The organism is Aporhodopirellula sallentina SM41 (assembly GCF_000346505.1).
Taxonomy (GTDB): domain Bacteria; phylum Planctomycetota; class Planctomycetia; order Pirellulales; family Pirellulaceae; genus Rhodopirellula; species Rhodopirellula sallentina.
On the sequence record NZ_ANOH01000075.1, the window covers coordinates 1 to 24,823 of the forward strand.

Annotated in this window: 17 protein-coding genes and 1 tRNA gene; 10 read left to right on the forward strand and 8 right to left on the reverse strand. The window is 58.3% G+C overall.

Annotated features, from left to right (window positions below; translation table 11 throughout):
• The first annotated feature begins 222 nt into the window (after positions 1-222).
• The 4 genes from RSSM_RS04050 (at position 223) to RSSM_RS04065 (ending at position 3,457) form a co-directional block, all read left to right on the forward strand.
• Positions 223-1,683, forward strand: coding sequence for a hypothetical protein (locus RSSM_RS04050; protein ID WP_044301041.1), 1,461 nt, complete (start codon positions 223-225; stop codon positions 1,681-1,683).
• 4 nt (positions 1,684-1,687) lie between these two features.
• Complete coding sequence (locus tag RSSM_RS04055; protein ID WP_008674821.1) at positions 1,688-2,227, forward strand: NUDIX hydrolase; 540 nt, start codon at positions 1,688-1,690, stop codon at positions 2,225-2,227.
• Positions 2,228-2,498: 271 nt separating this feature from the next.
• Entirely contained in the window at positions 2,499-2,975 is a 477-nt protein-coding gene (locus tag RSSM_RS04060) for an ExbD/TolR family protein (RefSeq protein WP_044301042.1), read from the forward strand.
• Positions 2,976-3,016: 41 nt separating this feature from the next.
• On the forward strand, positions 3,017-3,457 hold the full coding sequence (locus RSSM_RS04065) for a biopolymer transporter ExbD (protein WP_236620926.1): 441 nt from the start codon (positions 3,017-3,019) through the stop codon (positions 3,455-3,457).
• Positions 3,458-3,730: 273 nt separating this feature from the next.
• Here RSSM_RS04065 and rplS read toward each other — a convergent pair whose 3' ends face one another.
• From rplS to ffh, 4 genes are all read right to left on the reverse strand, one after another.
• A complete protein-coding gene (gene rplS / locus RSSM_RS04070; RefSeq protein ID WP_008674827.1) occupies positions 3,731-4,090 on the reverse strand; it encodes a 50S ribosomal protein L19 in 360 nt (119 codons plus the stop codon).
• 178 nt (positions 4,091-4,268) lie between these two features.
• Positions 4,269-4,979, reverse strand: a complete 711-nt coding sequence (trmD, locus tag RSSM_RS04075) for a tRNA (guanosine(37)-N1)-methyltransferase TrmD (protein ID WP_008674831.1) — start codon at positions 4,977-4,979, stop codon at positions 4,269-4,271.
• 57 nt (positions 4,980-5,036) lie between these two features.
• Positions 5,037-5,441: a 30S ribosomal protein S16 gene (gene rpsP, locus RSSM_RS04080; protein ID WP_315850002.1), complete on the reverse strand. Its 405-nt coding sequence runs from the start codon at positions 5,439-5,441 to the stop codon at positions 5,037-5,039.
• Positions 5,442-5,652: 211 nt separating this feature from the next.
• The gene (gene ffh, locus RSSM_RS04085) at positions 5,653-7,128 is read right to left on the reverse strand and encodes a signal recognition particle protein (RefSeq protein WP_044301038.1); all 1,476 of its coding nucleotides are present in this window, start codon (positions 7,126-7,128) and stop codon (positions 5,653-5,655) included.
• Positions 7,129-7,620: 492 nt separating this feature from the next.
• Here ffh and RSSM_RS04090 point away from each other — a divergent pair, with 492 nt between their 5' ends.
• The gene (locus tag RSSM_RS04090) at positions 7,621-8,001 is read left to right on the forward strand and encodes a hypothetical protein (RefSeq protein ID WP_008674836.1); all 381 of its coding nucleotides are present in this window, start codon (positions 7,621-7,623) and stop codon (positions 7,999-8,001) included.
• A gap of 322 nt (positions 8,002-8,323) precedes the next feature.
• Here RSSM_RS04090 and RSSM_RS04095 read toward each other — a convergent pair whose 3' ends face one another.
• Positions 8,324-8,740 (reverse strand): hypothetical protein, encoded by a 417-nt coding sequence (locus RSSM_RS04095; RefSeq protein ID WP_008674837.1) that lies wholly within the window; start codon positions 8,738-8,740, stop codon positions 8,324-8,326.
• 291 nt (positions 8,741-9,031) lie between these two features.
• Here RSSM_RS04095 and RSSM_RS04100 point away from each other — a divergent pair, with 291 nt between their 5' ends.
• The 4 genes from RSSM_RS04100 (at position 9,032) to RSSM_RS04115 (ending at position 16,669) form a co-directional block, all read left to right on the forward strand.
• Positions 9,032-11,587: a c-type cytochrome gene (locus RSSM_RS04100; RefSeq protein ID WP_063709008.1), complete on the forward strand. Its 2,556-nt coding sequence runs from the start codon at positions 9,032-9,034 to the stop codon at positions 11,585-11,587.
• A gap of 363 nt (positions 11,588-11,950) precedes the next feature.
• Positions 11,951-13,195, forward strand: coding sequence for a DUF58 domain-containing protein (locus RSSM_RS04105; RefSeq protein ID WP_144059558.1), 1,245 nt, complete (start codon positions 11,951-11,953; stop codon positions 13,193-13,195).
• Positions 13,192-15,474, forward strand: coding sequence for a transglutaminase family protein (locus RSSM_RS04110; protein WP_144059559.1), 2,283 nt, complete (start codon positions 13,192-13,194; stop codon positions 15,472-15,474). Before RSSM_RS04105 ends, RSSM_RS04110 begins: the two co-directional genes overlap by 4 nt.
• Positions 15,475-15,715: 241 nt before the next feature.
• Complete coding sequence (locus tag RSSM_RS04115; RefSeq protein ID WP_008674843.1) at positions 15,716-16,669, forward strand: hypothetical protein; 954 nt, start codon at positions 15,716-15,718, stop codon at positions 16,667-16,669.
• 272 nt (positions 16,670-16,941) lie between these two features.
• On the opposite strand, the gene RSSM_RS04120 is transcribed toward RSSM_RS04115, so the two are convergent.
• Positions 16,942-20,886, reverse strand: coding sequence for a serine/threonine-protein kinase (locus tag RSSM_RS04120; RefSeq protein ID WP_008674844.1), 3,945 nt, complete (start codon positions 20,884-20,886; stop codon positions 16,942-16,944).
• A gap of 213 nt (positions 20,887-21,099) precedes the next feature.
• Between RSSM_RS04120 and RSSM_RS04125 the strand changes: the two genes are divergently transcribed.
• Positions 21,100-21,173, forward strand: a tRNA-His gene (locus RSSM_RS04125).
• Positions 21,174-21,726: 553 nt separating this feature from the next.
• Here RSSM_RS04125 and RSSM_RS04130 read toward each other — a convergent pair.
• Together RSSM_RS04130 and RSSM_RS04135 are read right to left on the reverse strand one after the other, a co-directional pair.
• Positions 21,727-24,027 carry a WD40 repeat domain-containing serine/threonine protein kinase gene (locus RSSM_RS04130; RefSeq protein WP_008674847.1) on the reverse strand — a complete coding sequence of 767 codons (2,301 nt, stop codon included), beginning with the start codon at positions 24,025-24,027 and terminating at the stop codon, positions 21,727-21,729.
• The gene (locus RSSM_RS04135) at positions 24,024-24,641 is read right to left on the reverse strand and encodes an RNA polymerase sigma factor (protein ID WP_008674848.1); all 618 of its coding nucleotides are present in this window, start codon (positions 24,639-24,641) and stop codon (positions 24,024-24,026) included. Before RSSM_RS04135 ends, RSSM_RS04130 begins: the two co-directional genes overlap by 4 nt.
• Between the last annotated feature and the right edge of the window lie 182 nt (positions 24,642-24,823).

Sequence of the window (24,823 nt, forward strand, 5' to 3'; positions counted from 1 at the left end):
GTCGCGGCAACACCGCCGAACACGATCGACATCGTCCGCTCCCGGGCCGACTGCGGCTCGATACTTGCGGACGAGTTTCTCGTTTGAACAACACTGTCTCGCTTTCGAACACTGCGGACGACCTTTCAACACATGCCGCCCGACTCTCGCCGGCGAATCGGTTGGGCGTGGTGTCAGAACGGCGAACTCTTTCCTCACATTCACTCAGTTGCAATCGACACCATGGCTTCCTCGAAACCTTCCTTCTCACTCCCCGTTGTCGCCGCGGAAGACTACCGACATGCGGTCCCCGGCGAGATGTGGGAACTGCGTCCCGTTTCGATCACCGGCCCGATCGAATACCGATCATCTCCCCGCGATGACTCGGCTGAGGCGATCACACGGTTGGCCGAAATTTCGATGCAAACGCCCGTCGACTACCCGTCGGTCAGCGACGCAATCCTAGCCGGGGATCACGTCGCGTTTGCCGTCGACCCCAACGTGCCACGGGTCGCCGAAGTACTCGAAGGTGCCATCAAGGTCGCACGTGCCTGCGAAGCGGCTCGGGTGAGCATCGTGTTGTGGCCAGAGGCGTCCGATGCGTGTTACCAATCGCTGAGCCAGAGATTTCACAACATCCCGCCGGACGACGAGGCGAGCGATAACGCACAAACCCTTCCGTCCACCCCGGACGAAATGTTGATCAACGTTAGCCGTCATTCCCCCCGCGACCGCCGGGAACTGCGATATGTCGCGGCCGATGCGGACGCCGAAGCGATCTATCTCGCCCGCGATTTGGTCGATGCCGACTTCACGATTCCGATTGTTGCCGCACGTGCCGTCGACGCGATCGAACGACTCGATAAAACCGGCGTCTTTCCGATGTTTGCGGACTCGTCGACCGTGCATCGATTCCAAAACACCTCGAGCCGCGAGACATCGGAAGGCTCAGCGAACGAAGTCGGTTGGTTGCTCGGCGTGCAGTTGCTGATAATGGTTTCCGCCGACGCGGCCGGCAGTGTGGCTCGCATTTTGACAGGCACTCCCGACGCGATCCGCAACGAACTCGACACGCTGCATACTGAAAAAGGCAGCGACACGAACGAGAGCGAAACACGCCCGACGTCTGAATTGGTCGTCGCCGCGCTCGACGGCGACGCCAACGTGCAGACCTGGCCCAACGTTGCTCGCGCGGTCATCGCGGCGAGCCGTCATCTCGAAGGTGACGGGACAATCGTCGTCTGGTCCCGACTGACCGAATCCCCCGGACCGCAGTGGCTCAAAGAACTCAGCGGCAACGCAGAACGTTCCCCAGGACAAGAAGACGGCGACTCGGAAGACGAACTCGCCTCGGCACTCGCCGTCCAACACCGTGACGACTTCAGCGACGCGGCCGACCAAACCGATGAAGACGAAGACGCGGACGAACCTGCGGACGCGGACTCTCAACCGGGCAGCGGTGAATACGCCAATTGGAGCATGGACCGCGTGCTCGCAAAGAAACTCGCCGACCTGTTGAGCAGCTATCGCGTGCTGCTACACAGCGAACTTTCTGATGTTGATGTCGAAACGCTCGGGATGGGTGTGATAGCCTCTGAAGAAGAACTGCGACGACTCGGCGCCGGTTTCCAAGGTGCGGGCGTGCTCCGTGCTGCCCAGTTCCATGACGGCTCTGTTTCTCGATTCGACACACCCTCGGCCTAACTGCGTGACCATCTCCACCCCACAACCGTTTGAAGACGCATTCCATTATTGCCCACGATGCGGCACTCCCAATCCCAAAGTGGGCGTGATCCCGTTCCACTGTGGCAAATGTGATTTCGCGTTCTACTTCGGACCGGTTGCCGCCGTCGGTGGGCTCATCCTCGATGACGCGGACCGACTGCTCGTCGTCCGGCGAGCGAGAGACCCGGGAATGAACCAATGGGGATTGCCGGGAGGATTCATTGACCGCTGCGAAACCGCCGAAGAAGCTCTCGCCCGGGAGATTCGCGAAGAAACTCAGTTGACCGTGGCGTCTTGCGACCTGCTCATGACCGGACCGAACATCTACAAACACCACGGCGTGATCGGACACGTGATCGACCTGTTCTACCTTTGCCGCGTGGAATCCTGCGACAACGTGCAGCTCGCCCAAAGTGAATTGTGTGAGTACCGATGGTGCATTCCCGACGCCGAGATCCTCGATAACATGGCGTTTGAGTCGAACCGCATCGCAATCGAGCGATGGATGTCAGACCGACGCTAAAATGCCGACGCAGACTGGCTTTCGGGTTTTGGGGTAGTGGATCTTGTCAAAGATCCTGCAGCACGAGGGTCTTCAACACGATCCACTCCCCGAACACAGAACGGAAATAAAATACGAGATCGCGGCGAAGAGAAACACGCGAGCGAAAGTTCCCCGTCGGGATCGGCACAGGTATGATGGACCAGCCGAGCATCCCGGACCAACGTTTTTCGCAAAGCCTCCTTCACCCGGCCACCCAAACGTTAAGCACTTCGCCAGGTCGAAAGCACACGTGAGATCACCAGCCTCGTCATCATCGGCAACACGAAGAAGCCAAGACCGGGTTTCGATGACACCGATGATCGACATCGTCTTTCTGCTGATCATCTTCTTCCTCGTGTCGAGCCACCTTTCGCGGCAGGAAACTCGGCATCCGGTCACGCTCGCCGAAGCCTCATCGGGCGAACCTCCCGAGGCGGACGCCTCCCCAATCACACTCACGCTCGACGCGGATTCGCAACTCTTCTTTGGCGGCGATCCGATCACTCTCGACCAAGTTTCCAGCCGAATTCGAACCTGGACCACCGGACGCGACGCCGATGCAGCAAGCGAATCAAACAAGGTCCGCTTTCGGATCGATCGAGTTGTACCGTACGCCACGGTCGAAGCGGTCTTGCGACAGCTAGCCGACGTCGGAATCCGTGACGTCGCTATCGTGGTGAACCCACGCCGCACGCAGGGTCCGCTCAGCGGAGCGACTGCACAGTGAAAGCACCGTCACCTCACCGAGCCGGTTCGGACGAAATGGCCATGACGTCGATGATCGATGTTGTGTTCTTGTTACTCGTCTTCTTCGTCTGGACGAGCAGCTTTGACAAACCCGAATCAGACCTCGCCAGCCGCGTCGCGGTATCCCCTGCGCCCACCGAACCAACCGAGCCTGACGAAGCCGAATCAAAAGCAACCGAAACATCCGCCACCTTCATGGCGAACCGCCGCGAGGAACTCGTCATCCGAATCCTGGCCGGCCCCGATGGCCTCCGCTACCAAGTGGGCGCCGTTGCGATTCCCGACGCATCACAACTGCGAGCGAAATTGAAACGGCTCGCAACGCTGCGGAGGAACTCGATCGTCATCATCGATCCCGACGACACGATCACTGCCGAGAAATGCATCGAGGTCTTCGACGCGGCACGAAGCGAAGGTTTTGCGAACGTCCTCTTCGCCGTAGACGCGCCGCCCGAGCCGTGAAGCTGATCCGATAGCCTCGGCAGATCATTTCACGCGCGAGCGTTTTTCGCGTTTTTAGAAATGACACAGCCAACGTCGCCGGGCTTCGTTGGTCTGAATCCTGGCGAATCCAACTACTGGGATCGGGCACGCTGAACATCAAAGTGCACTCGCGCAAACAAAAACCCTCGGCACTGCTTGGGAGGCCGAGGGTATTTGTGTGTTTGATCTGTTTCCCCGAACGCAGAAAGATTCGTTGTGGACGACGAAATCGCTCTGGAGGGGACCAGCCGGTTAGGCTTGGGCGCGGCGGCGTTCCTTGAGACGGACAGCCTTTCCGACGCGGTCACGCAGGAAGTACAGCTTCGCACGGCGGGTCACGCCGCTGCGTTTGACTTCGATCTTTTCGATACGTGGGCTGTGAACAGGGAACTTACGCTCGACACCTTCACCGGCGACGATGCGGCGGACCATGAACATTTCTTGCGAGCCTTTGCCCGAACGTCCGATCACAACACCGCTGAACACCTGGATGCGTTCTTTCGAACCTTCGAGGATCTTGGTGTGAACGTCGACGGTGTCGCCGATGTCGAATTTAGGTGTTTCTTCTTTTTGGTTGGCCTTGTTGACCATGTCCATGATGGCGTTGCTCATGACACACTCTCGTTATTGTTTTCGGGGAATGGATGTTGTGAATTCGTTCAGCGGGCGCTGATAATATTTCGAGCCGACGCCGGTCACATACTCCCGTCGCAATGGCTCAGTGCCGATCAGGCATTCGCGTCGTCCGATGTGGCTTCCGCTCGCGCCGTTGAGGCTTTGTTTCATTGAGTCACGTGGGCTCATCGAGCAGGTCGCTGCGACGGGCCCTCGTTCGTATCTGTGTTTGCTCGGCACGCCAAGCGGCGATTGCCGCGTGGTCTCCACTGAGCAGGACCTCGGGAACGAAGTGACCTTCGAACTCGCGAGGACGCGTGTACTGCGGAAATTCTAACAACCGATTTCCACGGCTGAACGAATCATCCTGATGGCTGTTTTCATCACCGAGTACCCCTGGAATCAACCGAACCACGGCATCGATGATGGTCATTGCGGCGACCTCGCCTCCGTTGAGGACAAAGTCACCGACGCTAATCTCTTCCGGCTCCAAAATGTCATGGACCCGTTGGTCAAAACCTTCGTATCGCCCGCACAGGAGCATGACCCGTTCGCTTGTCGCGAGATCCTCGGCGAGTCGCTGGTCGAAACGTTTTCCTTGCGGGGTGAGCAGGATTTTTCGAATGGGAGGCAGTTCGCCTTGGCTCAAAATTTCCGACTCGATATCGCGAACACAACTGACCGTTGGCTCGACTTGGATCAACATTCCCGGGCCACCTCCGAACGGTCGGTCATCGACTTTGCGATGAGGAACGTTCTGCGCCCAATCTCGCAGGTCATGACGTTGGATATCCACCAGGCCGCGGACGATCGCCTTGTGCAGTAAACTCTGCGTCAGGTAACCATCGAAAATCGCGGGGAACAGGGTGACAACGTCAATCCTCACGGGACATAGGCTCGATCAGTGGTGGGACCAAAGCCGGTCAGGCTTCGGCGACGGGCATCATTCCGACGCGGCTTCTTCAGCAGCCGGCTCTTCCGCAGGTGCTTCTTCGGCAGGTGCGGCTTCCGCCTTTGGCTCTTCTTTCGGCTTCGGCGACTCGGTCACAGGAGCTGGAGTGTAATCTTTGCGACGCCCGAGACGCTCGAGTGCTTCCTTTTGAGCATCGAGGTGCGTTCCGGAGGTGCCGTATTTCTTGATCAGGACGGCGCACTTTTCCGATGGCTGGGCGCCGACGCTCAACCAGTAGTCGATGCGGTCGCTCTTGAGTTGAGCACGTGCGTCGGTTTCGGGGCACATCGGGTCGTAGGTGCCGAGCTCTTCGATCACGCGACCGTCACGCGGCTTGCGTTGATCCATTGCACATACACGAAAGTAAGGACGGTGAGTACGTCCCATTTTCTTCATGCGAATTTTGACTGCCATCTCGGTGGGGTCTCCAAAAAAAATTAGCGTAGTTTGGTTCGGTTGATTGATTAAAAACTTCATCGTGAGAGTGGGGTCGGCGTCGGTTCCATGGGACGCCTGTCCCTCGCTCAGGATTAGACTCGTCTAGCGGGTTCGTCGCCGAAGCGTCGAGGCTAGGTCACCGCACGAGCCGTGAAAGAGGTGATCATGCTCAGCGGCCTTTCCGTTTCATCTTGCGTTTGAGCTTTTCGCGTTCCTTGCGTTGTTTGGCCCGTTCGGCCGGCGACAATCGCTTCCCTGTCGATCGTTTGACTTTGGATCCGCCCATGCGAGGATCCGTCAACGCTCCGCTGGACTGCAATTGCCTCAGCATCGCCATTCGGTCGCCACCGCCTTTCCCCGCCATCATCTGCATCATCGGTTTCATGGTGTCGAACTGCTTGATCAACTGAGTGATCGAGGACGACTGGACACCGGCACCGGCGGCGATGCGGGTTCGACGCGAGGCATCGATGAGCTTGGGATTTTTGCGTTCGGCGGGGGTCATCGAATTAATCGCCCCGATGATTTGTTTCATCTGCCCGCCGGCTTCGGCGCTTTCCATCGCCTCTTTGAACTGCCCCATGCCGGGCATCAGACTCATCATCCGCCCCATCAAACCGGGCTGGGTGATCTTCTGCATCATGTTTTTGAAATCATCGAGCGAGAATTGGCCCGTGGCCATTTTCTCTTCGAGCGTTTCACGCTCACTCTCATCGACGATCCGATGGGCTTCGCGAGCCGCTGCGACGATGTCGCCCATCTGCAGGATTCGGCTGGCCATGCCTTCGGGGCGGAATGGCTCGAGGGCGTCGAAACGCTCGCCCGTACCGATGAATTTGACCGGCACGCCGGTGACCTGCTTGACTGACAACAACGCCCCGCCACGGGCGTCACCGTCGAGTTTGGTCATGATGACGCCGTCGAGCTCGAGTGCGTCATTGAACGCACCGGCACTATTGACTGCGTCTTGCCCGGTCATCCCGTCGACAACGAGATACACCTGGTCGGGGCCGACCTTGCGGTCGATTTTCTTCAACTGGGCCATCAACTCTTCGTCGATGGCCAACCGCCCGGCCGTATCGAGAATGACGACTCGGTTCCCGTCGCGTTGTGCGCGTGCCACGCCGTTTTGGCAGACTTTGACGGGGTCTTGATGATCGGTTTCGGTGTGGACCGGTACGCCGAGCTGCTCGCCGATAACCTTCAATTGCTCGATCGCGGCAGGTCGCTGGAGGTCAGCGGCGACCAAGAGCGGTTCGATCTGCTGCTCGCGGAGCATCTGAGTGAGCTTGCCGCAGGTCGTCGTTTTACCGCTACCCTGCAACCCACACAGCATCAAAATCGTGGGGCGATCCGCACGCAGGTGCAACGAGGAGTCGACCGGGCCGAGTGTTTCGACCAACTCTTCGTGGACGATCCGGACCAGCTCTTCCTGCGGCCGTAGGCTCAAAAGCACGCGTTTTCCGAGAGCTTTCTCGCTCACGTGCGTCATGAATTCCTTCACAACGCTGTAACTGACGTCCGATTCGAGCAGTGATTCTTCGACGATCTTCAGACCGTCGCGCATATTGCCCTCGGTCAGTTTGCCCCTACCGGACAAACTTTTGAACGCAGATTGCAGTCCTTCAGAGAGGGAATCGAACACGGGCGGAGTGCGGCGGAGTCACTAGAGACGGCGGAAAGCCCGACAGTTTACGCATTGCGATGCCGTTTTGTAAATGGAGAGCGTCGCGGCCCCCGCTGAAAACTTTTCACAGAGTTCCTTTTGGATGATCTGGGTTCCTTTTGGATGATCTGGGTTCCTTTTGGATGATCTGGGTTCCTTTTGGATAACTTGAGTTCGGATTTGATGGCTTTGAGGGGCGAGTGAACGCCTCAAGACCGCGATTGCCCGAAAACAAAGAAGCGTCATCGGGCATGGAAGTGGCCTTCAGACGGGGCCGGGCGTGGGCACGGCCAGAATCGGGCGGCAAAAAAGCGAGCGTTTTCAAGGAGCAAAACGCCGTGTGACCAAACGTGTCCACCGGCCTGCGATCTTACCAGTGTCGAGCAAACGGCACCCCGCAATTCGCCGGTGTTGCTGACTCTTCTAACCCAGCCCCCGATTAACCCAGCCCCCCATTCAAGGAAGAAAGTCATGGCCAAGTTCTATGTTCAATGTGGTAACCGCAGCGTCATCGTTGAAGCCATCGATCACGAAGCTGCCGCCATGCACCTGATCGATTCGGCGATGCAGCCGCATGTTTGGATCTACGACGACGCGGATCTGAGCGATAGCGACCGCCATGCCCACCTCGCGATCGAGGCGTTGTTGACTCTGGCTCCGGAAATTCGCGTCAGCGAGCGGGGACTCGGCCGGGCCGACGCGGTCGCGTTGGGAACCCCTGAGGTATTGCAGCGTTGGCATCAAACCATGGTCGCGCTGTCACGTTTGTTTCGCTCCGCGGGCCTGACCCCCAAATCGATGAGCGAACTGAACTATCCCAACAACGGCCCCAACAGTGCCCTGTCGGCATAGTGTTTCGCAGGCGGCAGGGCGTCTGTTGATAACGGACAGCTTTTCACGCTGAGGGAGGTCGATTTAATTACCGACATTTTTCCACGCGTCCTTCTCCGAGGACGTGAACCCCAGCAGACGTGAATCTGCAGTGGATGAGGCAACGAGTCCTTCCCTGCGCAAGGGACTCGTTGCCTCGTCCACTACCAAATCGGGCACTTAACAAATCGACGCCCGAAGGCGTCTCAAGCAATTAGCCAGTGGCAGAGCGTGGCTCACGCCGACGTGGGTGAGACCACCGCGTCCGAGCTCGGCAGAAACAAGAAGTGTTTTCTGCGGAGCGTTAGTTATTGCTGAAATGCAGTTTCAGCGACCGCTCCCGGCTGAGCGGATTCTTCAGATACTTCGCGTAGCACTGCGGGCACAGATCAAAGCTAGGCGGAATCGGCTCGCTTTCGAGATCGACGGCGGGATCGGCATGTGACGGCGAAAAGGCAGCATCGAGATGCTCGAGATCATCGCCTCGCGACAAAGCATCATGCAGGTAATCGAGCGGTTCTTCTAACTCTTCGCTGATTGCTGATTCCATCGACTCCTGCTCGAGCATGTCATTGAGGTCGGAGAGATAGTCTACGACTTCCTCCTCAACCTCCAACGCAGGCTCCGCGGCAACCACCTCGACATCGATGCGGACGATATACCGTGGCCCCTCGTCAGTGTCGATCGAACGATGGCAACGATCGCATGTGTAATGAATCATTTGAGCAACGCTCTTACCAATACAGGATCAAGAAAAGTAGACGGTAGACATCGCGTCAGTTCCATCGTAATTCTCCGCGGAGACCTCTCGCAAGTGTTTTTCGTTGGTTCTTCGAGAGGTGTTGAACATTTTTTATGATCCTTGGGTCTCCCGCGAAGGCAATCGACGCGCTGACGACACTGCCTATCTTGCCACCAATGGTTCGCCATCCTCCCCACGAGCGGTTAGACTGGCACATCTTGCTCCCGCCAAGTTCAGTCACAAATTCCTACCTCCCTCACTGAGCTGCAAATGCCTCGTTTGCCCCTGCCTTTAAAATTTCTCCTGGCGGCACTCTGCCTCGCCGCATCACCGTCCACGACCGTGTCCGTTCACGCCAAAGGATTGGGCGTGACACCGCCCGACCAGTTCAAAGTCCCGGCCGGTTTTGAAGTCGAACTGATTCACCAAGTCGATCCCGAAATCGAAGGCTCCTGGGTCAGCCTCACCGTTGACCCAAAAGGCCGCCTGATCGCGTGCGACCAACTCGGCGGACTGTTTCGAATCGATGTTTCGCAACCCAACGCGAAGATCGAAAAACTCGACATCGACTTTGTTGGTGCTCAAGGATTGTTGTGTGCGTTCGGTTCGCTTTACGCCAACGTGAACTCGCGACAACAACCGTCGGGTCTTTGGCGTTTAACGGACACCGATGGCGATGACCAATACGACACCAAAGAACACATCGTTCCGCTCAACGGCGGTTCCGAGCATGGACCGCATGCCGTGATCCTGACTCCTGACGGCAAACGCATCATCATGGTGGCAGGCAACAACACAACGTTGCCCGATGAAATCGACCACAGTCGCGTGCCGAGGAATTGGGACGAAGATCATCTGCTCGGACGGATGCCGGACGCCCGTGGCCACAACGCGAACCGAATGGCACCGGGAGGGTTCATTCTCTCGTGTGCTCCCGACGGTAGTGACCGCGAACTGATCGCGACCGGGTTTCGCAACCCCTACGACATCGCGCTGAACCACGACGGCGAACTATTCACGTACGACGCGGATATGGAATGGGATGTCGGCACGCCATGGTACCGCCCCACTCGGGTCAACCATGTCATCAGCGGCAGCGAATTCGGATGGCGAAACGGCACCGGCAAGTGGCCTGCGTACTATCCCGATTCATTCGGCGCGGCAGTCGACATCGGCCCCGGTTCACCAACTGGTATCTGTTTCGGATACGGTGCCAACTTTCCGAAAAAGTTCCAAAACGCTCTGTTTATCGCGGACTGGTCCTACGGCAGCATCCACGCGGTGACGCTCGAGGAAGACGGTGCAAGCTACTCGGGAACCTACGAAACGTTTGCCACCGCAGCCCCGTTGCCGGTGACTGACATGGTGATTCACAACGGCGCGATGTACCTGACAATTGGTGGACGCGAAACACAGAGCGGGCTGTACCGCATCACCTACACCGGGCCGGCGGACTCCGAGGTCGCGCAAGCCGCCGCGTCGACCGAAAAACACAGCCTGTCCCCTTCGAGTGTCGACAACGCGACCGCGCGTGTTCTCCGCGGACAACTCGAGTCACTTCACGTTCCCGATGACCTGTTGCCGTGCAGCATCGACGAAGCCGTATCGATGGGCATTGAAAACCTACAGCACGACGACCGTGCGATTCGCTACGCCGCTCGCGTCGCGTTGGAGCATCGTGACGCGCAACATTGGAAAGCCGCCGTGCTCAACGCTGACTCCTCGCGAACCCGCACACTCGGTTTGATCGCGTTGGCACGTTGCGGTGAATCGTCCGACCAATCGGACGCAGTCGCCAGCCTTCTCGAACTCGACTTTCAATCGCTGTCCACCGAAGATCGTATCGCGTACCTTCGCGCGGCCGGATTGATTGCGATGCGTCTGGGTGATTTCAATGACGAACAACGCTCCGAATTGATCGCGAGACTCGCTGGTACGTTCCCGACCGACGAAGACTCCGTGGATCGCGAACTGGCAATGATGCTGATCTACCTGCGTGCCCCGAACGCCACAGGCGCGGTGCTCGAGAAACTGACCGCATCGCCGAGTCAGGAAAGCCAAATTCACTACGCGATCTCACTCCGCGGCGCCACCGACGGATGGGATGATGAAAAACGCAAACGCTTCCTCGGCTGGTTCCACGAAATGGCGACTGCTCGAGGAGGCTTGTCCTTTGGCGGATTCCTCAAGAACATCAAGAACGAATTCGTCAGCCACCTCAGTCCAGAAGATCAAGAACGCCTCGCTGACGCGATTTCGCCTCCGGTAAAAAGCAGCGATAAGAAGGTCGAGGAAACACGCCCCCACGTCAAAGAATGGACAGTGGAAGAACTCGAGAAAGTCGTCGACGGCGCATCCCGGCGGGCGAATTTCGAGAACGGAAAAGAGATGTTTGCGGTCGCCCAGTGCTACAAATGCCACCGAATGGGCCTGCAGGGCGGCATCCTCGGGCCGGACCTGACTAGCGTGGGGGGGAAATTCAGCGTGCACGACCTGCTCGTTTCGATCATCGAACCGAGCAAAGTGATCAGCGATCAGTACGGCGCGACCCAATTCCTGACCGAAGATGGCGAGATTTTCACGGGACGCGTGATCAATATGCGTGGCAACGACCTTCGGATCCTCACCAACATGCTCGACCCATCGCGACTGACAACGCTCAAACGGGATGACATTGCCGAGACGTTTGAGGCTAAAATCAGCATGATGCCGACTGGCCTGCTCGACACCCTCACGGCGGATGACGTTGTCGATTTGGTAACCTACTTACGTGCAGGCGGTAATCCGAACCATCCCCTGTACGCCGAACCGGTCGCGGCACGCTAAGTTTCGCCGACAATGCACCGAGAAGAAAACCGCTCGCGTTCACACGGATCGTCGCTACAAGACGTCGATCTCGTGTACCGCGAGCGACTTCGGGTGCGTTTGGCTGACCTACGCGTGCACGCCCGCGGACGGTGTGTGGGTTCAACATGCCGGATCGGATCAACAGTCCATGGACAGGCAGTGACTCGAGTGCGCGAAGTTAGGTACGCAAATGAAAACGACGAGACACCCCCAGCCTGCCCCTCACGGCTCTCGTAGCGTGGGCTCGTCGTGCCGGCAACATCTCGGCACACGGCCGTGTTCACCGGTCGCCACTGCGTTGACATCAAGGAAGACAGCGTTGACGTCAAGGAAGTTAGCTCGATGAAAAAAGCATTCATGTTGGTGGCCAGACACCTGAATCCGTGGCGTTGGGCGATGGGGCTTCGCTATTCGATGACGGGTGCCTCCGTGTCGCTGCTGCTGATCGGTATCGTGTCACTCAATATCGTGTGGGGCTATCCATGGACGGGGATGTTTGCCGCCTGCGTTTCGCTCTTCGTTGTCGGGCGGTTGATCAACTACCTGGCCACGCCGAGCCTACAAGCCTCCGCCGACGCCCCGCGGCATGTGCCCTCCGGCACCTCGCTGCAAATCCCCGTGCACCTGATCAACGAGGGACGACTGCCCGGGATGGACCTGTGGATCGAACGCGACCAGAGGTGCGATTGGTTGCCCCCGGGCGACGAAACAATGGCGTTGCAAGACGTCTGCTATCAACACCGTGGTCTGCAACCGTTGCCCGCGACGCGGGTGGAATGCTACTTCCCGTTTTATCTGTTCCGTACGCGAACGCACGTCGACTCTAACACAACGATCGCGGTCACACCCAAACCACTGTCGAGTGATGACGACGAACATTGGCGAACGCTGCAGAACACACTGCGCGGAATCGCGACGCGGATTTCGCAAGGCGAACAAACCCACTACATCGGCAGTTGCGAATATCGCGAAGGTATCCAAGTCAGACGGTGGGATTTTGCCTCATGGGCTCGGCTGGGCAAACCGATCGTCCGCGAGTTCAGCTCGCCGGCGACACGGTCGGTCAGCATTTGGGTGGACAACGTCTGCAACGTTACCGAACGCGCCAAAACGCATTGGACTCGGCGATTCGTTTCGAGGGCAGAGACACCCGATGCAATACACGAGCCCTTCGAACGCATCCTTTCAATCGCCGCCTCTTCGATCGAAACACTCACACGAAACGGTGCCGCGGTAACACTGTGGCTCGACCAAGGAGGGCACATGGAGTCGTTTCGCTGCGAAGCGGGCGGTGACCCGAGTGAGTTGCTGATCGCGTTGGCATCGCTTCGGTGGATAACAGCAGAAGAAGCCGTCGGGCAAGAACTCACCGACTGGGGTCGTGAACTGCAACTCACCGGTGGCGACTCGCTGCTCGTCATGTCCTGCCAATCCCGCGAGAACTCCCCCATGCCATTGCCGGTCGGAACGCGGTGGGTCACGCATCAGGAAATCGAACGGGTTGATGGTCCCGAACAACCGGTGCACGCCATGGGCCGCGCGAAAGGCCAGGTCGCCGCTGGCCGCCCGATGGAGGCGTCCGCATGATGGGTTCGGCAGGACAACGTTCCGACTATCGATGGCTCGATAATCGATTTCTTCTCGGCTGCGTGATCGCGGCGGTCAGTTTGTTCGTCGGACAGACTTTTACCACGACGTCACTGTGCATCACGTTGGTGATCGCGTCGATTATTGTGGGACTCGTTGTTGACAGTCGCCGCGCGACACCGACTGCGTCACCAAACCCCAATGGCCGTGCACCCAAGAAGTGGTGGTGGGTGCTCGCCGACGGCTTAACGCTCGCGGCGTTATTGATCGGTGCGTTGATCGCAACGTTCCAATGGCGCATGCAGCAAGGTTTCACCGATATGTCCGGGCTGCTGATGTTGGCGGTCGACGTGATCGCCCATTACTGCGTCGCGGTTCTTTGCATCCTCTGGGCAATCTGGCCGCACCGTGGCCACGTCACCATGCTCGTGGCAGGCCTCGTTGCGGTGCTCGTCTCCGTTGCGGGCGGGGGCGTCAGTCGATCTCTTCCCGCACAAACAGCAGTGGGGCTGGCCAGCATGATCGGCTTCGTCGTGGCGGCGCAGATTATCCTGTCGCGACAAAAACAACCGCACCTCGCCCATGAACAAGGCAACCGTAGTTTTCACTTCGAACGTTGGCCGTACACGTTGGCCACGTTGTCGTTGGTCCTAATCGTTGCGTCGGCGATCACGCAGGTAACCGGGGTGATATTGCCCGACGTGCAAGCAGAAGTTTTCGCACAACTGAAGGACCGATTCGAAGACACCGACACCGGCCTCCCTGTCTCCAGCGGCGGATACGTTTCGGGCCACCGGCTCGGCAGTGTTCGACGCAGCATCCTGAACGATCCGGAAGGGCTGGCCTTGTTGGGCTACTGCAACGCGTCACCCGGATACCTTCGGGGGAACGTGTTCGACGAGTACCATCAACGTTCATGGAGGAGCCAGCGACGGTGGCTACTCACCGACGAGAACGACAACGTCGAACATGTCTACCGGGCCAAACACGCATTCCGTTTGTCACAGGCAACGATCCCATTGAAGAACGGCGAACCCGGTTTCCGGTCGCGATTCTCACTCGCCGCAAGTGGCGAAACCGGCCCCGTCTATGAACTCGTTTCGGCTCGTCGCAACCGACGAACACGCCGGGACCGAGAACATCTTGCCGCATCACACTCGTCTGATTATCAAGACGCGTTCGCTCCGAACAATCTCGAATCGAGCGTCATCGCGACTGTCGAAATTCACGGCCAACCCGAACGCGGTGCGATGATCTTCCTACCATCGGCGACGAGTTGGATCGAAGCCCGCGGCGATCACGTCGGAGTCACATCGCACGGATTGATTGACCGTGGGATCGACACTTCGCAACCATGGGTTGCCGGCGTCACCGCGATACCCAAACGCGAACGACTCTCAGAGAGAGCCCGCGACTTGATGACGTCGGTCGACAACTCCCTGACCGGTATCATCACGCCATTGGCCACCGAGATTTGCCAAGGCGCGGCCTCTGCCCACGGCAAGGCCGACCGGATCGCGTCTTTTTTCCAGAACAACTTTTCCTACACGCTGCAAACCGAACCGGCGCCGTCGGGCGTTGACCCGATCATCTATTTCCTGCGCACACGGCACCCCGCCCACTGCGAGCTATTCGCATCGGCATCGACATTGATGCTCCGCAGCCAGGGCGTCCCGGCACGTTACGTGACGGGATACGTGATGGATGAAATCAGTGACAGCGAGGAGTATTTCATCGCGAGAAACCGAGACGCACACGCCTGGGTGGAATACTACGATGACGAGCACCACCGGTGGCACGCGTTGGAAGCAACCCCGGGCCGGGTCTACCAAACGCTCAACCCCACCAACACTGCCCAAACGACAATTGACCTGAGTCGCCGTTATCAACAAGACGACGCGACGAATTCAGGATGGCTCCGGTCGGCGTGGGGGAATTTGATGTCGGTACGGGTTACCGATGCGTTGGCCCTCTTTTTTCGCATCCTGCAGCTGCCACTGCTGGCCTTCCTGCTGGGTTGGCTTTGGTGGCGTCGACGCAGCGGCGATGCTGATTCGCAGTCAGCCGCGCTCGCCGCAGCCCGGCGGTCGATGGATCGACGATTGCGTCGATGGGGATGGGTCCGCCGCGACAGCGAAACGCTGCATCAGTTTGCCAATCGCATCGAATCCGTGCTGATGGAACCGGCGTCGCAGAAAGAACACACCCGGCACGAAGAGTTGGCCGACGCGGCAAGTTGGTACCGTGAACATGCCGTTAAACTTTACCGCTGTTCGTAAGACCTACCTTGTGATTGGTAAAGACTAACGGTTAGCGGATTCATGCAAAGTCGGTCGGTCGAGACTTATCGCATTTCAACAGGTCCCCCCACAATCGACTCAACCACATGACCGGTCGATTCCGAAACCCATAGTGCAGTGTCATTGTCGCCTTGTTGCGCGTTTTAGACACCGGCGGTTTCGCTCCCTCACGAGCGAACCGAGGCTATTTTTTCGAATGTGACCCCATGCAGGTGCAGCGGTGCCAAAGTTCCCTACGATCCCGCGGTTGACCATTGTCGTTCCTCACTGCGGAGACACGGCTTCTTTTGAAAGTTCACTCGTCAGCGTGTTGCAACACCGGCCCGATGCGTGCGAGGTAGTCGTACCGCACGCGGGGAACTATGACGATCCGTTCGACCTCGCCGATGAAGTCAAATTCATCGATGCAGGCACCGAGAACGTGACCCAGCAAGTCGGCGACGCCGCTTCGGTCGCGAAGGGACGTTTCGTCCACGTGGTAGGCGACGGTCACGTCGTCGAGCAAGACTGGGCAGATCGCGCGCTGTTAGAATTCGAGCACCACGACGCTGGGATCGTCGTCCCGGTCGTCCGCGCCCATGGCTGCGACGAGATCGTCAACGCCGGTTGGAAACGCTCGTCCCGCAGCGCATGCGAAATGGTTGCCGCCGGAAAGAATTCGATCACCTCGGGCAACGACGCGCGGGTCGAAGGCGGCTTCCTGACGACGAGCTTTTGGCGCCGCGATCTTCTCCGCAGCCTGACCGGTTCACTCCGTGGTACCGGACGTTCTCGGCAAAGCAGCGAAGAGATTGTGGAAACCTCCATGGTCTACTGCCTGCTCGCTCAACAAGCCGGATGGCGATGCATCGTTAGTCGTGACTGCACCGTTCGCCTCGGTGGCGACGACTCGTCCATCGGCGACTACGCGTACGATGTCGATGCCAACCACCGTCGTCTGCAGGCGATCGCCGATCACTTTGGGTCGGGTGGATGGGGTAAGAGCTTCGGTCGCTGGCTCGCCACAACACTCTCGTACGGGATGGGCTCGGCGATTCGCCGCGCAACGGCACCGCTCGCTCAGAACTCGATCTCCAAAAGCATTCGCAACGATTCCGTCTTGCGATCCGACGAGCAAACCGAATCGATTCGCATTCCGGTCACATCCAACGAGAGCTACCGCAGGGCTGCCTAGCGTTGCGACGCAGCTTGGGTTTGGTAGGCGGTCGTGGGTCTTCTAGAGATCCAACTGCACAAGGATCTTTCACCAAATCCACCACAACTACTCGCGTTGTCTTGGAAACGATGCACGTCCGGTTTCCACTGGACGAATCGGATTCTTCGGCAGGAACCGCCCCGACATCCCACATCAATCTCCAGAACGCTCTCGACTTTGGTGGATTGAATTCCGGCGAATCCGACGACACAGATCGGGCGCGTCAGATTTCAAATGGCCAGGCCGCTCGACTACTCGAGTCCGCCGCGATACAGACGCGCGAACGCGACCGGGTCCGCCACGCCATGTTCGATCAGATGACGTTCGAGTTCCGACGAATCTTTCGAACCCGATAGCCGCGCCAACTCGTCCTTCGCGGCGAGCATGGTAGGAATCATCCTCTGGTTCTCTGCGGACCTCATCGCCGAATGCAATAAACGTTTGGCCTTGATTACCGCCAACTCTTCATTGCTTCCGAACATACGCGGCAACCGCGACAACGCGATCCCTTCGACCAAGTCTGCCTTCAGCGAGAACGACTCGATCTGTTGGTATCGAAGTATCTTGAGATCACGCCGGAACGCTCGCAAACGTGCGGAGCCACCTTGGGCGAGCGGACGCAGCCTCGCAACCGCGCTCAACTCGGCAATCAACGTCTTGATCATCTGGATGCGGTAGAAGACCGACTTGCGGCACACCGGCAAGATCTCTGTCATTTTCGCTTCGATCTGTTCCGGCGAATTGAGATAGGTCGCTCGCAACAACTTCTCGATCTGCGTCACCATCCCGAAGGCGTCGTCGCCGACCTTTTCCATACTTGGCATGATGAGTTCAAAATTCGCGTCGAGCGATGCGAAATCGTCTCGCATCAAAAACGCCACCGAGCTGTAGCCGAGTGTTCCCATCGCCAAGACAAACAAGTCTTTTGTCGCCCGGCCTTCGGTTTGCATGTCGTCGATCATCTCGGCGAACAACTTCAATTCGCCGGTTTGGAAAAACCCGACCGACTCGCAATAGCTCGTGTGAGCAATCTCGAACCCACGATGGTGTTCGCTCTGGGAATAGAACTGCCGGCACTCTTTCGCCCGCGCGATCGCCTCGGTCCATCGCCCACCAAACGCTGCCGCCCAAGCCATTCCTGCGCGCACATCTCCATGGGCGGCCGGTGAATCGGCGTCACTCAAACGGGCCCCCAATTCGGACAAAGCGACTAGCGCTTCACGCCGTTTTCGTCCGGGAAGGTATGAGTCAAAAACGGCTCGCCCGATCAGAACCTCGAGCTGTTCGGTGCGAGACCCAAACTTTGCAACGTTTCTCAGGTTGACGAGGTTCAATTCTGCCGCGAGCCAGTTATCGATCACGCTCAACGGGCGGACCAATGCCTGACAAGCCGAGATTTGGTTCGCATGCAACTGCGAACGTGGAGGAGTCTTGTGCGAGTCCGACAATTCGAAGTGCACCTTCGACATTGTCAGACGGATCATCTTCCAAACGAGAGAAAGCTTGTGTTGCCAAACCGGTTTATGCCGCGGCAATTCGAGCCGCTCCAAAAGCGGGTCAAGCTGATCGATCGTTTCGGCAAAACGCCCCGATCGAATCGAACAGTGGATAGCCTCCAACTCCAACTCGAGTTGGGCCTGCCCGGTGTAGGAATTGGCAAGCTCTCGATAGTAGTTCGCCGCTTCGAACATTCGGCCGCCTCGCTGCATCGCTTCGGCAGCGTGACGCAGCGCGTCGATACGTTCATCACCGTGTGTATGTGCGGCGACGACGGCGTACCACTTCCCCGCCTCGATTTGTGCATAGATCTGCAACGCCTGCACCGCGGCTTGCTTTGCCCACGCCACAAACTGCTGTTCGTCGCCGGCCTTCTCATAGTGCTCGGCGATACGTCCGGCGGAGAGACCTTCACTGGCCAAACCCTCTGCCCACTTACGATGCAGATGGCGGCAACGACCGTCAGGAATCTGTTCGAAAAGTTGACGCGATAACTGGTCGTTCCAAATTCGGATGTACTGGCCGTCACTTCCGTCGCGAAACACCAACCCGTTCTCAACGAGTTCATCGAGCTCCGATTCGAGCAACGCGATATTCGGGTGCAGAGCACTGAGTTCTTCAAACGTGACCTGACGCCCCGCGATGACAATCAAATCGAGTAGCTCCGCGACCGGCTCACTCAATTGATCCTTGCGACGTTGCCAAACCTCCTCAATCGAAGGCGTGAATACCTGGCCGGAATGAGCGTGCGAGGCACCCGTCTGCAACGCCCCCCCGAGATCGCCATTGACGCTGCCGCTATCATCGCCACCGACATCGGCGCGGAGCCCCTGATACAACATCCCGGTCGGCGACAACTCGTTCAGGTACGCTTCGAGCCGGTAGGGCTGGCCATCGATCTGCTCGGTGAGGGCCAGCAATTGTTCGGCCGAGAGAGTCAATCCGTTCTGAACGGCTTCGTTGGTGATCGCCTCTGAGATCAACTCCCGTCGCAGCGGCGGCAGCGTGAGCGAAACGTCCGGCGGCTGTTTTTGCAGATCTCCGTCCGAACGCGAAACCGTGATCAGCCCGAACCCTTGATACTGCGGCGGACCATGTCGCAGCCCCGCGTTGGCCTGCAAGTGATCGAGGACCTGCACGGTATCTTGGTCGGCCCACTGCACATCATCAATGACGAAGAACACGGGCGCCATCTGACGCATTTGATTGAGCACCTTCATCGCCGCCTCGAGCCCGCCGGGCCGCGTCGGTGAAGTAACGATCGGTGCTTCACCCCAATCGACTTCGAGAATCTCTTCGAAACTCGGCAGCACACTTCGCAGGATCGACTCGCTCACCGAATCGACGAAGATCTTCTCGATCCCGCCGCGACGGAAACGCATCACGATTTCGTCGGCGATCTGGCTAAACGCCTGCAACGGGCGTGGCTCATAACGTTGGCACGTGGCGACAAAAACCATCGGCCACGATTGCGATCGCAGTCGTTCAACTCCCATCCGCAAAAACGTCGACTTCCCGATCCCCGATGTTCCGTCGATATGCAGACGCAGCATTTCGCCGCCGAGGACTTGGTGACACCACTTTCGAAACGTCTTCATCTCGGCGTCGCGTGCCAACTCTGTCAAGCGATACGCACGCGCCGATGAGTTGTTATGGCCGAGGCTCGGGGTGGCGAGTTCCGATGATTCACCAAGACGTTTGAGCGACATCGCCGGCGGTCGATCACCCACGTCATGCGACAACATTTCGTTGACAAAGTCGACCAGGAACTCAGGGATCGCTGAATGCAATCCCGACATCGCCGTGGCAATGTGCGCCTCGTCCGTTTCGCGACTCTTTTCATCGCGAGGAATGACGACCTCTTGCGAGTCGTTGTTTTCGGTTGGGGGATGTTCCGCATCGACACCTGCCCGCTCCCGACGACGTTCCGCCGACGAAAACATACGCATCGCCTCGAGAGCGACCATGCCCAAGCTGAAGATATCACTGGCCGGGCAATACGACTGCCGACTGAGCACCTCGGGGGCGACGTACATCGGAGTCCAAATCAGGTAGTTGCGGATGTTCTCCGGATCGGACTCCGCCTCGAACTCACCCGCCAAGTCACAGTCAACGATGACGAACCGGTCCCCCTCGGAGGTCAACATCAGGTTCGTCGGCTTGATGTCACGATGGACCAGTTGGTTGGCGTGCGTCCAAGCGAGCGCGGCCCCGACCTGACGCAACATCTCGACGAGCTTTTCGCAGGCCTCCGCGATCGGCAGTTGCTTCCAATACCGCAGGACACGCACGAGATTGTCGCCATCGACCCGCTCCATCGAAAACGCGAGCACGTCGTCTTCGTGATGAATCCGGTACAGCCGCACCAACCCCCGGTGCTGCAGTTTGCTCATCCGGCGGAATCCGGTTTTCGAACGCACCGCATCCTTCGGATCGACGTGCGGAAACAGCTTCAGGGCGACGATCTTGTCAGTCGCCATCTGCCGGGCCTCATAGACCCACCCTTGGGACCCAGAACCGATCAGGTTTTGCAATTCAAACCCGGCGATCTGGTCTCCCGGTTTCCACGGTGACTTTTCCAACCGCGGTCGCTTCGCAATCCCCTTCGTTGCTCGTGCGAGATCGACCTTTACCTGGGTTTCGCGAGAACTGCTCGGACGCATCCAATCATCGCCGGAGTAGTCTTCCCACTGATTCATGACCGAAAATCGCCCCTTCGTCAAAATACATCTTGGTGTGTCAGATATAGTCGCGTCATGACCCGATTCGTCATAGTTCCTAAATGAATAAAATCGGATTTTTTTGCGATTAGTTCTCGCTCCAGAGCCATTGACCGACCGGAACGGGAAAGATATTGTTTCTGCCATCGGCGAGCGGCACTATCAGTCGCGTTCGTCGCCGAAAATCATGCGGTGGTTGTAGTTCAGTTGGTTAGAACGTCGGATTGTGATTCCGAAGGTCGAGGGTTCGAGTCCCTTCAGCCACCCTCTTCTTCTCTAGTCATGTCGCTTTGATCGCGAATTAGGTCAGGGAATTCTTTGCTGAGCCGAACTTTCGGTCGATTCGCAATCCCGTGCCCCGCTTCTTTGCCTTGCATGGCCCCTTTTTGTGTCGCCGGTGTTTTCGTAGCCGATTTTTGCGTGACCCGCTATCGCATGCATCAAGCTCACCCGCGATCCAAGGACACGCCGCCGGTAATTATAAACAATCCGGTCGACACGGATGAGCAGCGCACCGATGTGCACTAACGTACGCCAGCATCCGCGGCCCCGGTAGACTCGCAAGGAGCCTCGCGGACTCGAAAGGGGCCACACGAGAGAATCCTCTCGCACGCACAAACCCTTCGCATGCAATAACGCAGCTTGGCGGTCGATGTCCCCACGCACCGCCGAAGATCACGGCAAGAAAGCCGAGCCGACCGCTGCGAAAGTCGAGACAGAGCGGATCCTGAGACCGACCCTCGGTTCGTGCGTCAGCGACTCGGCCGAGCAAAAGTTTTCGCGAGACAGCGATTTCTTCGCGAGTCTACGTTCGCGAAACTATTTCGCGACGCAGCTCATGTCCCACACCCGCACGGTTCCATCCCGACTGCTCGTGGCGATGTGATGCGAAGCGGGGTTGAGCGCGACGTTATAGACCGCCGAAGAGTGCCCTCGCAAAGTCGCAACCGGCTTGCCGGCCGCCAGATTCCAAACGCGAGCCGCGCCCATTTGCTCGCCGGTAATCAAGTGCGATGCGTCGGTACAAAACGACACACTCCAAACGTCGCCTTCACTGCCTTCGAGGTTCAACACTTCGGTCCCGGTTTCGCTGTTCCAAACACGCACGTTTTTGTTCCAACCGACCGTGGCAACCAACGGCCCCGTGGGCGCGAATCGGACGTTGTAGATGACTCCGTCATGCCCCGACATCGACTGCCGTTCCTCCAACGTCTCCGCGTCGAACAATCGCACAACCTTGTCGTGCCCGACACTGGCGACCAACCTTCCGTCGGCCGAGTAATCCACGCCGAGGATCGATCCCGGCGTCTCCACCGAAGCCACTTCGTCGCCGCTGTCGATGTCCCAAACATGCAGAACACCGTCGCGGTCTCCGGCGACGATCCGATTACCGTCCGGCGAGAACGCAACACCGCGAACCGAACTGGTCGCCTTCCACTCTCTGGCGACTTCGTAGTTCTTCGTATCCCACAGTTTGATCATCGCGTCGCCTCCGCTGGTCATCAGCATCGGACGCGTCGGGTGATAGGCAACCGACCACACCAAGTCACGGTGTGCGTTAAAGCTCTTTTTCAGCGTTTGCGTGCCGACGTCCCATATCCGCACACTCCCGTCCTCCACCGCCGAAGCGATTGAACCGCCGTCGGGCGAAAAGTCGGACGCCCAAACCGTCCCCGGGTTATCAGGCAACACCACCGAAGGGAAATCATCACCGAGATCCGGACGCATCACCATGAAGCTCGCCAAGGCGACCATGATCGCTAGCGCCGCGGTGACCCATGCTGCGATCGCCCATCGACGTTCGCCGCGTCGATAGCTGCCCGAAAGTTTCTTCACCTCGCTGGCCGCGATACTCGGCACCTGCAGCGGAGAGATCGGTCCGTATTCACTGACAATCGACGCCAGTGCGGTCGCCACCTCGGCAGCCGATTCCGGACGATCGTCGGCTGACTTCTCGAGCAGCGACATGATCAAATCGGATAGCGGCCTCGTAACGGACGGGTTGATCTTGTGCGGCGGTTCAGGATGGTGATTGACGATTCGCTGCATCACCCCGAGAGCCGACGGGGCCTGAAAAGGGGGCACACCAGTCGCCATCTCGTACATCACCGCACCGAGCGAAAACAGATCGCTGCGTTCGTCCGCCTCTTCGCCGACGGATTGTTCGGGCGACATGTAAAGCGGCGTACCGGTCACCATCCCGGTCTTGGTCAGTTTGACGTCGTCAGCGGTTCGAGCCAGCCCGAAGTCGGTCAACTTCACTCGATTCGTTTCGGACTCGATCATGATGTTCGCGGGTTTGATGTCGCGATGCACCATGCCGCGTTTGTGCGCAGCGGACAACCCCGCGGCGGTCTGCATCCCGATCCGAGCCACTTCGTTCGGAGGCAGCGACTGACCTTCGCGCAGCCGGTTTTCCAACGTCTCGCCTTCGATCAACTGCATCACCAAGTAGGCAATGCCGTCGTCGTTCGCTTTGGCGACCTGAAACATCTGCACGACATGTTCGTGCGAGATCGCTGCGGCGGCGCGACCTTCACGGCAGAACCGCTGCCGCGCAAGATCGTTCTGTTGATACTGCGCGTTCAACACCTTAATCGCGACGCTGCGTTGCAGGTGCGTATCAAAGCCTTCGAGAACCACTCCCATGCCACCGCGTCCGATGACCCGCGCGATTTGGAAGTGTTGCAACTTCCCGTGGTACGCCGGGTCATCCGATGGTTCGAGAAACGAAAGATCCTCGGGCTGGTTTGTGCTTGCGGGGATGTGTGGCGGCGGCGTTGCCGAGTCGTGCTTTCCCGCGTTGTTAAAACTGCTGGTGTCCGCACTCGACGCCTGGCTGCCGCCGGGAAGATTGATCGTTTGTTGAGAGCGCACCTCGTCAGACAGGCGTTCGATCGTGGCCCAAAACGCCGAACCGCCCTCAGGGTTTTGCTCCTTCAATTCCTGCACGAGCTCTTCGACCGGAACATCACCGCTGGCGATCGTCTGCAGTTTCTGTTGACAGGTCGTGCAATTCTGAATGTGCTGCGTCACCCGGTCCGTATCGGCCTCGGACAATTCATATTGAATCAGTTCGCTCAGCTCGACCGGATTGGGGCATTGATCAATAACGTTCAATTCAACTCTCCTGCGTCTTCGTCCGCAATGATTCGATTGACTTCATCGCGAAGTTTGGCGGTGACACGACTCTTGGAAACGTACACCGCACCTTTGGACATTCCCAATTGAGCGGCCACCTCGTCGGCGGGCATTCCGTTGACTGCGGTCATAGTAAAAGCCTTCCATGTTTTTGGTTCCGTTTTCGGTTCGACCAACCTCATCGCCTTGGCGGCGACTTGGCGTTGGTGTTCACGTTCCCAACTCTCGGCCAATTCGTCCTTGCCGCCTGGTTCTTGGTTGAGCAGGTCCAACTCAGCGGTATCGCCGGCGGTCGGATTCGCTCGAATTCGTTTTTCGTAGTAAGTCGCCAGTTTGTTCCGCGTGATCGTAAACAACCACGCCCGAAAACCTCCCTTGTCTCTCTCGTAGTCAAACCGACCGATCGCCGCTCCAACACTTCGGAGCACGTCTTGGACAACGTCCGCGGCGTCCGCATCCTGCAACCCGCGACTGCGAATGAACCGATAAAGCATCGGTCCATAGTCACGCAAAAACTCTCCCCACGCCTCCGAATCCGCCGCGTCTCGCAGCCTGAGCAATAACGTTGCTCGCGTCAGCGGAGTTTCGGTCATGAGGTGCCTCGGCAGAGTGGATGGAACGACGCCGCATTGTATCACGGTGTCACCACCCCGCTGAGGGACTATCTGAGAATTCATGAGCCGATCGGCGTTGGCCGCGGGCTATCGGCAAAAAAGCCCCCGCGCCGGACGACGGACCGACTGATTGATGTTCTCGGCAGAGCGTCATTTGCAGT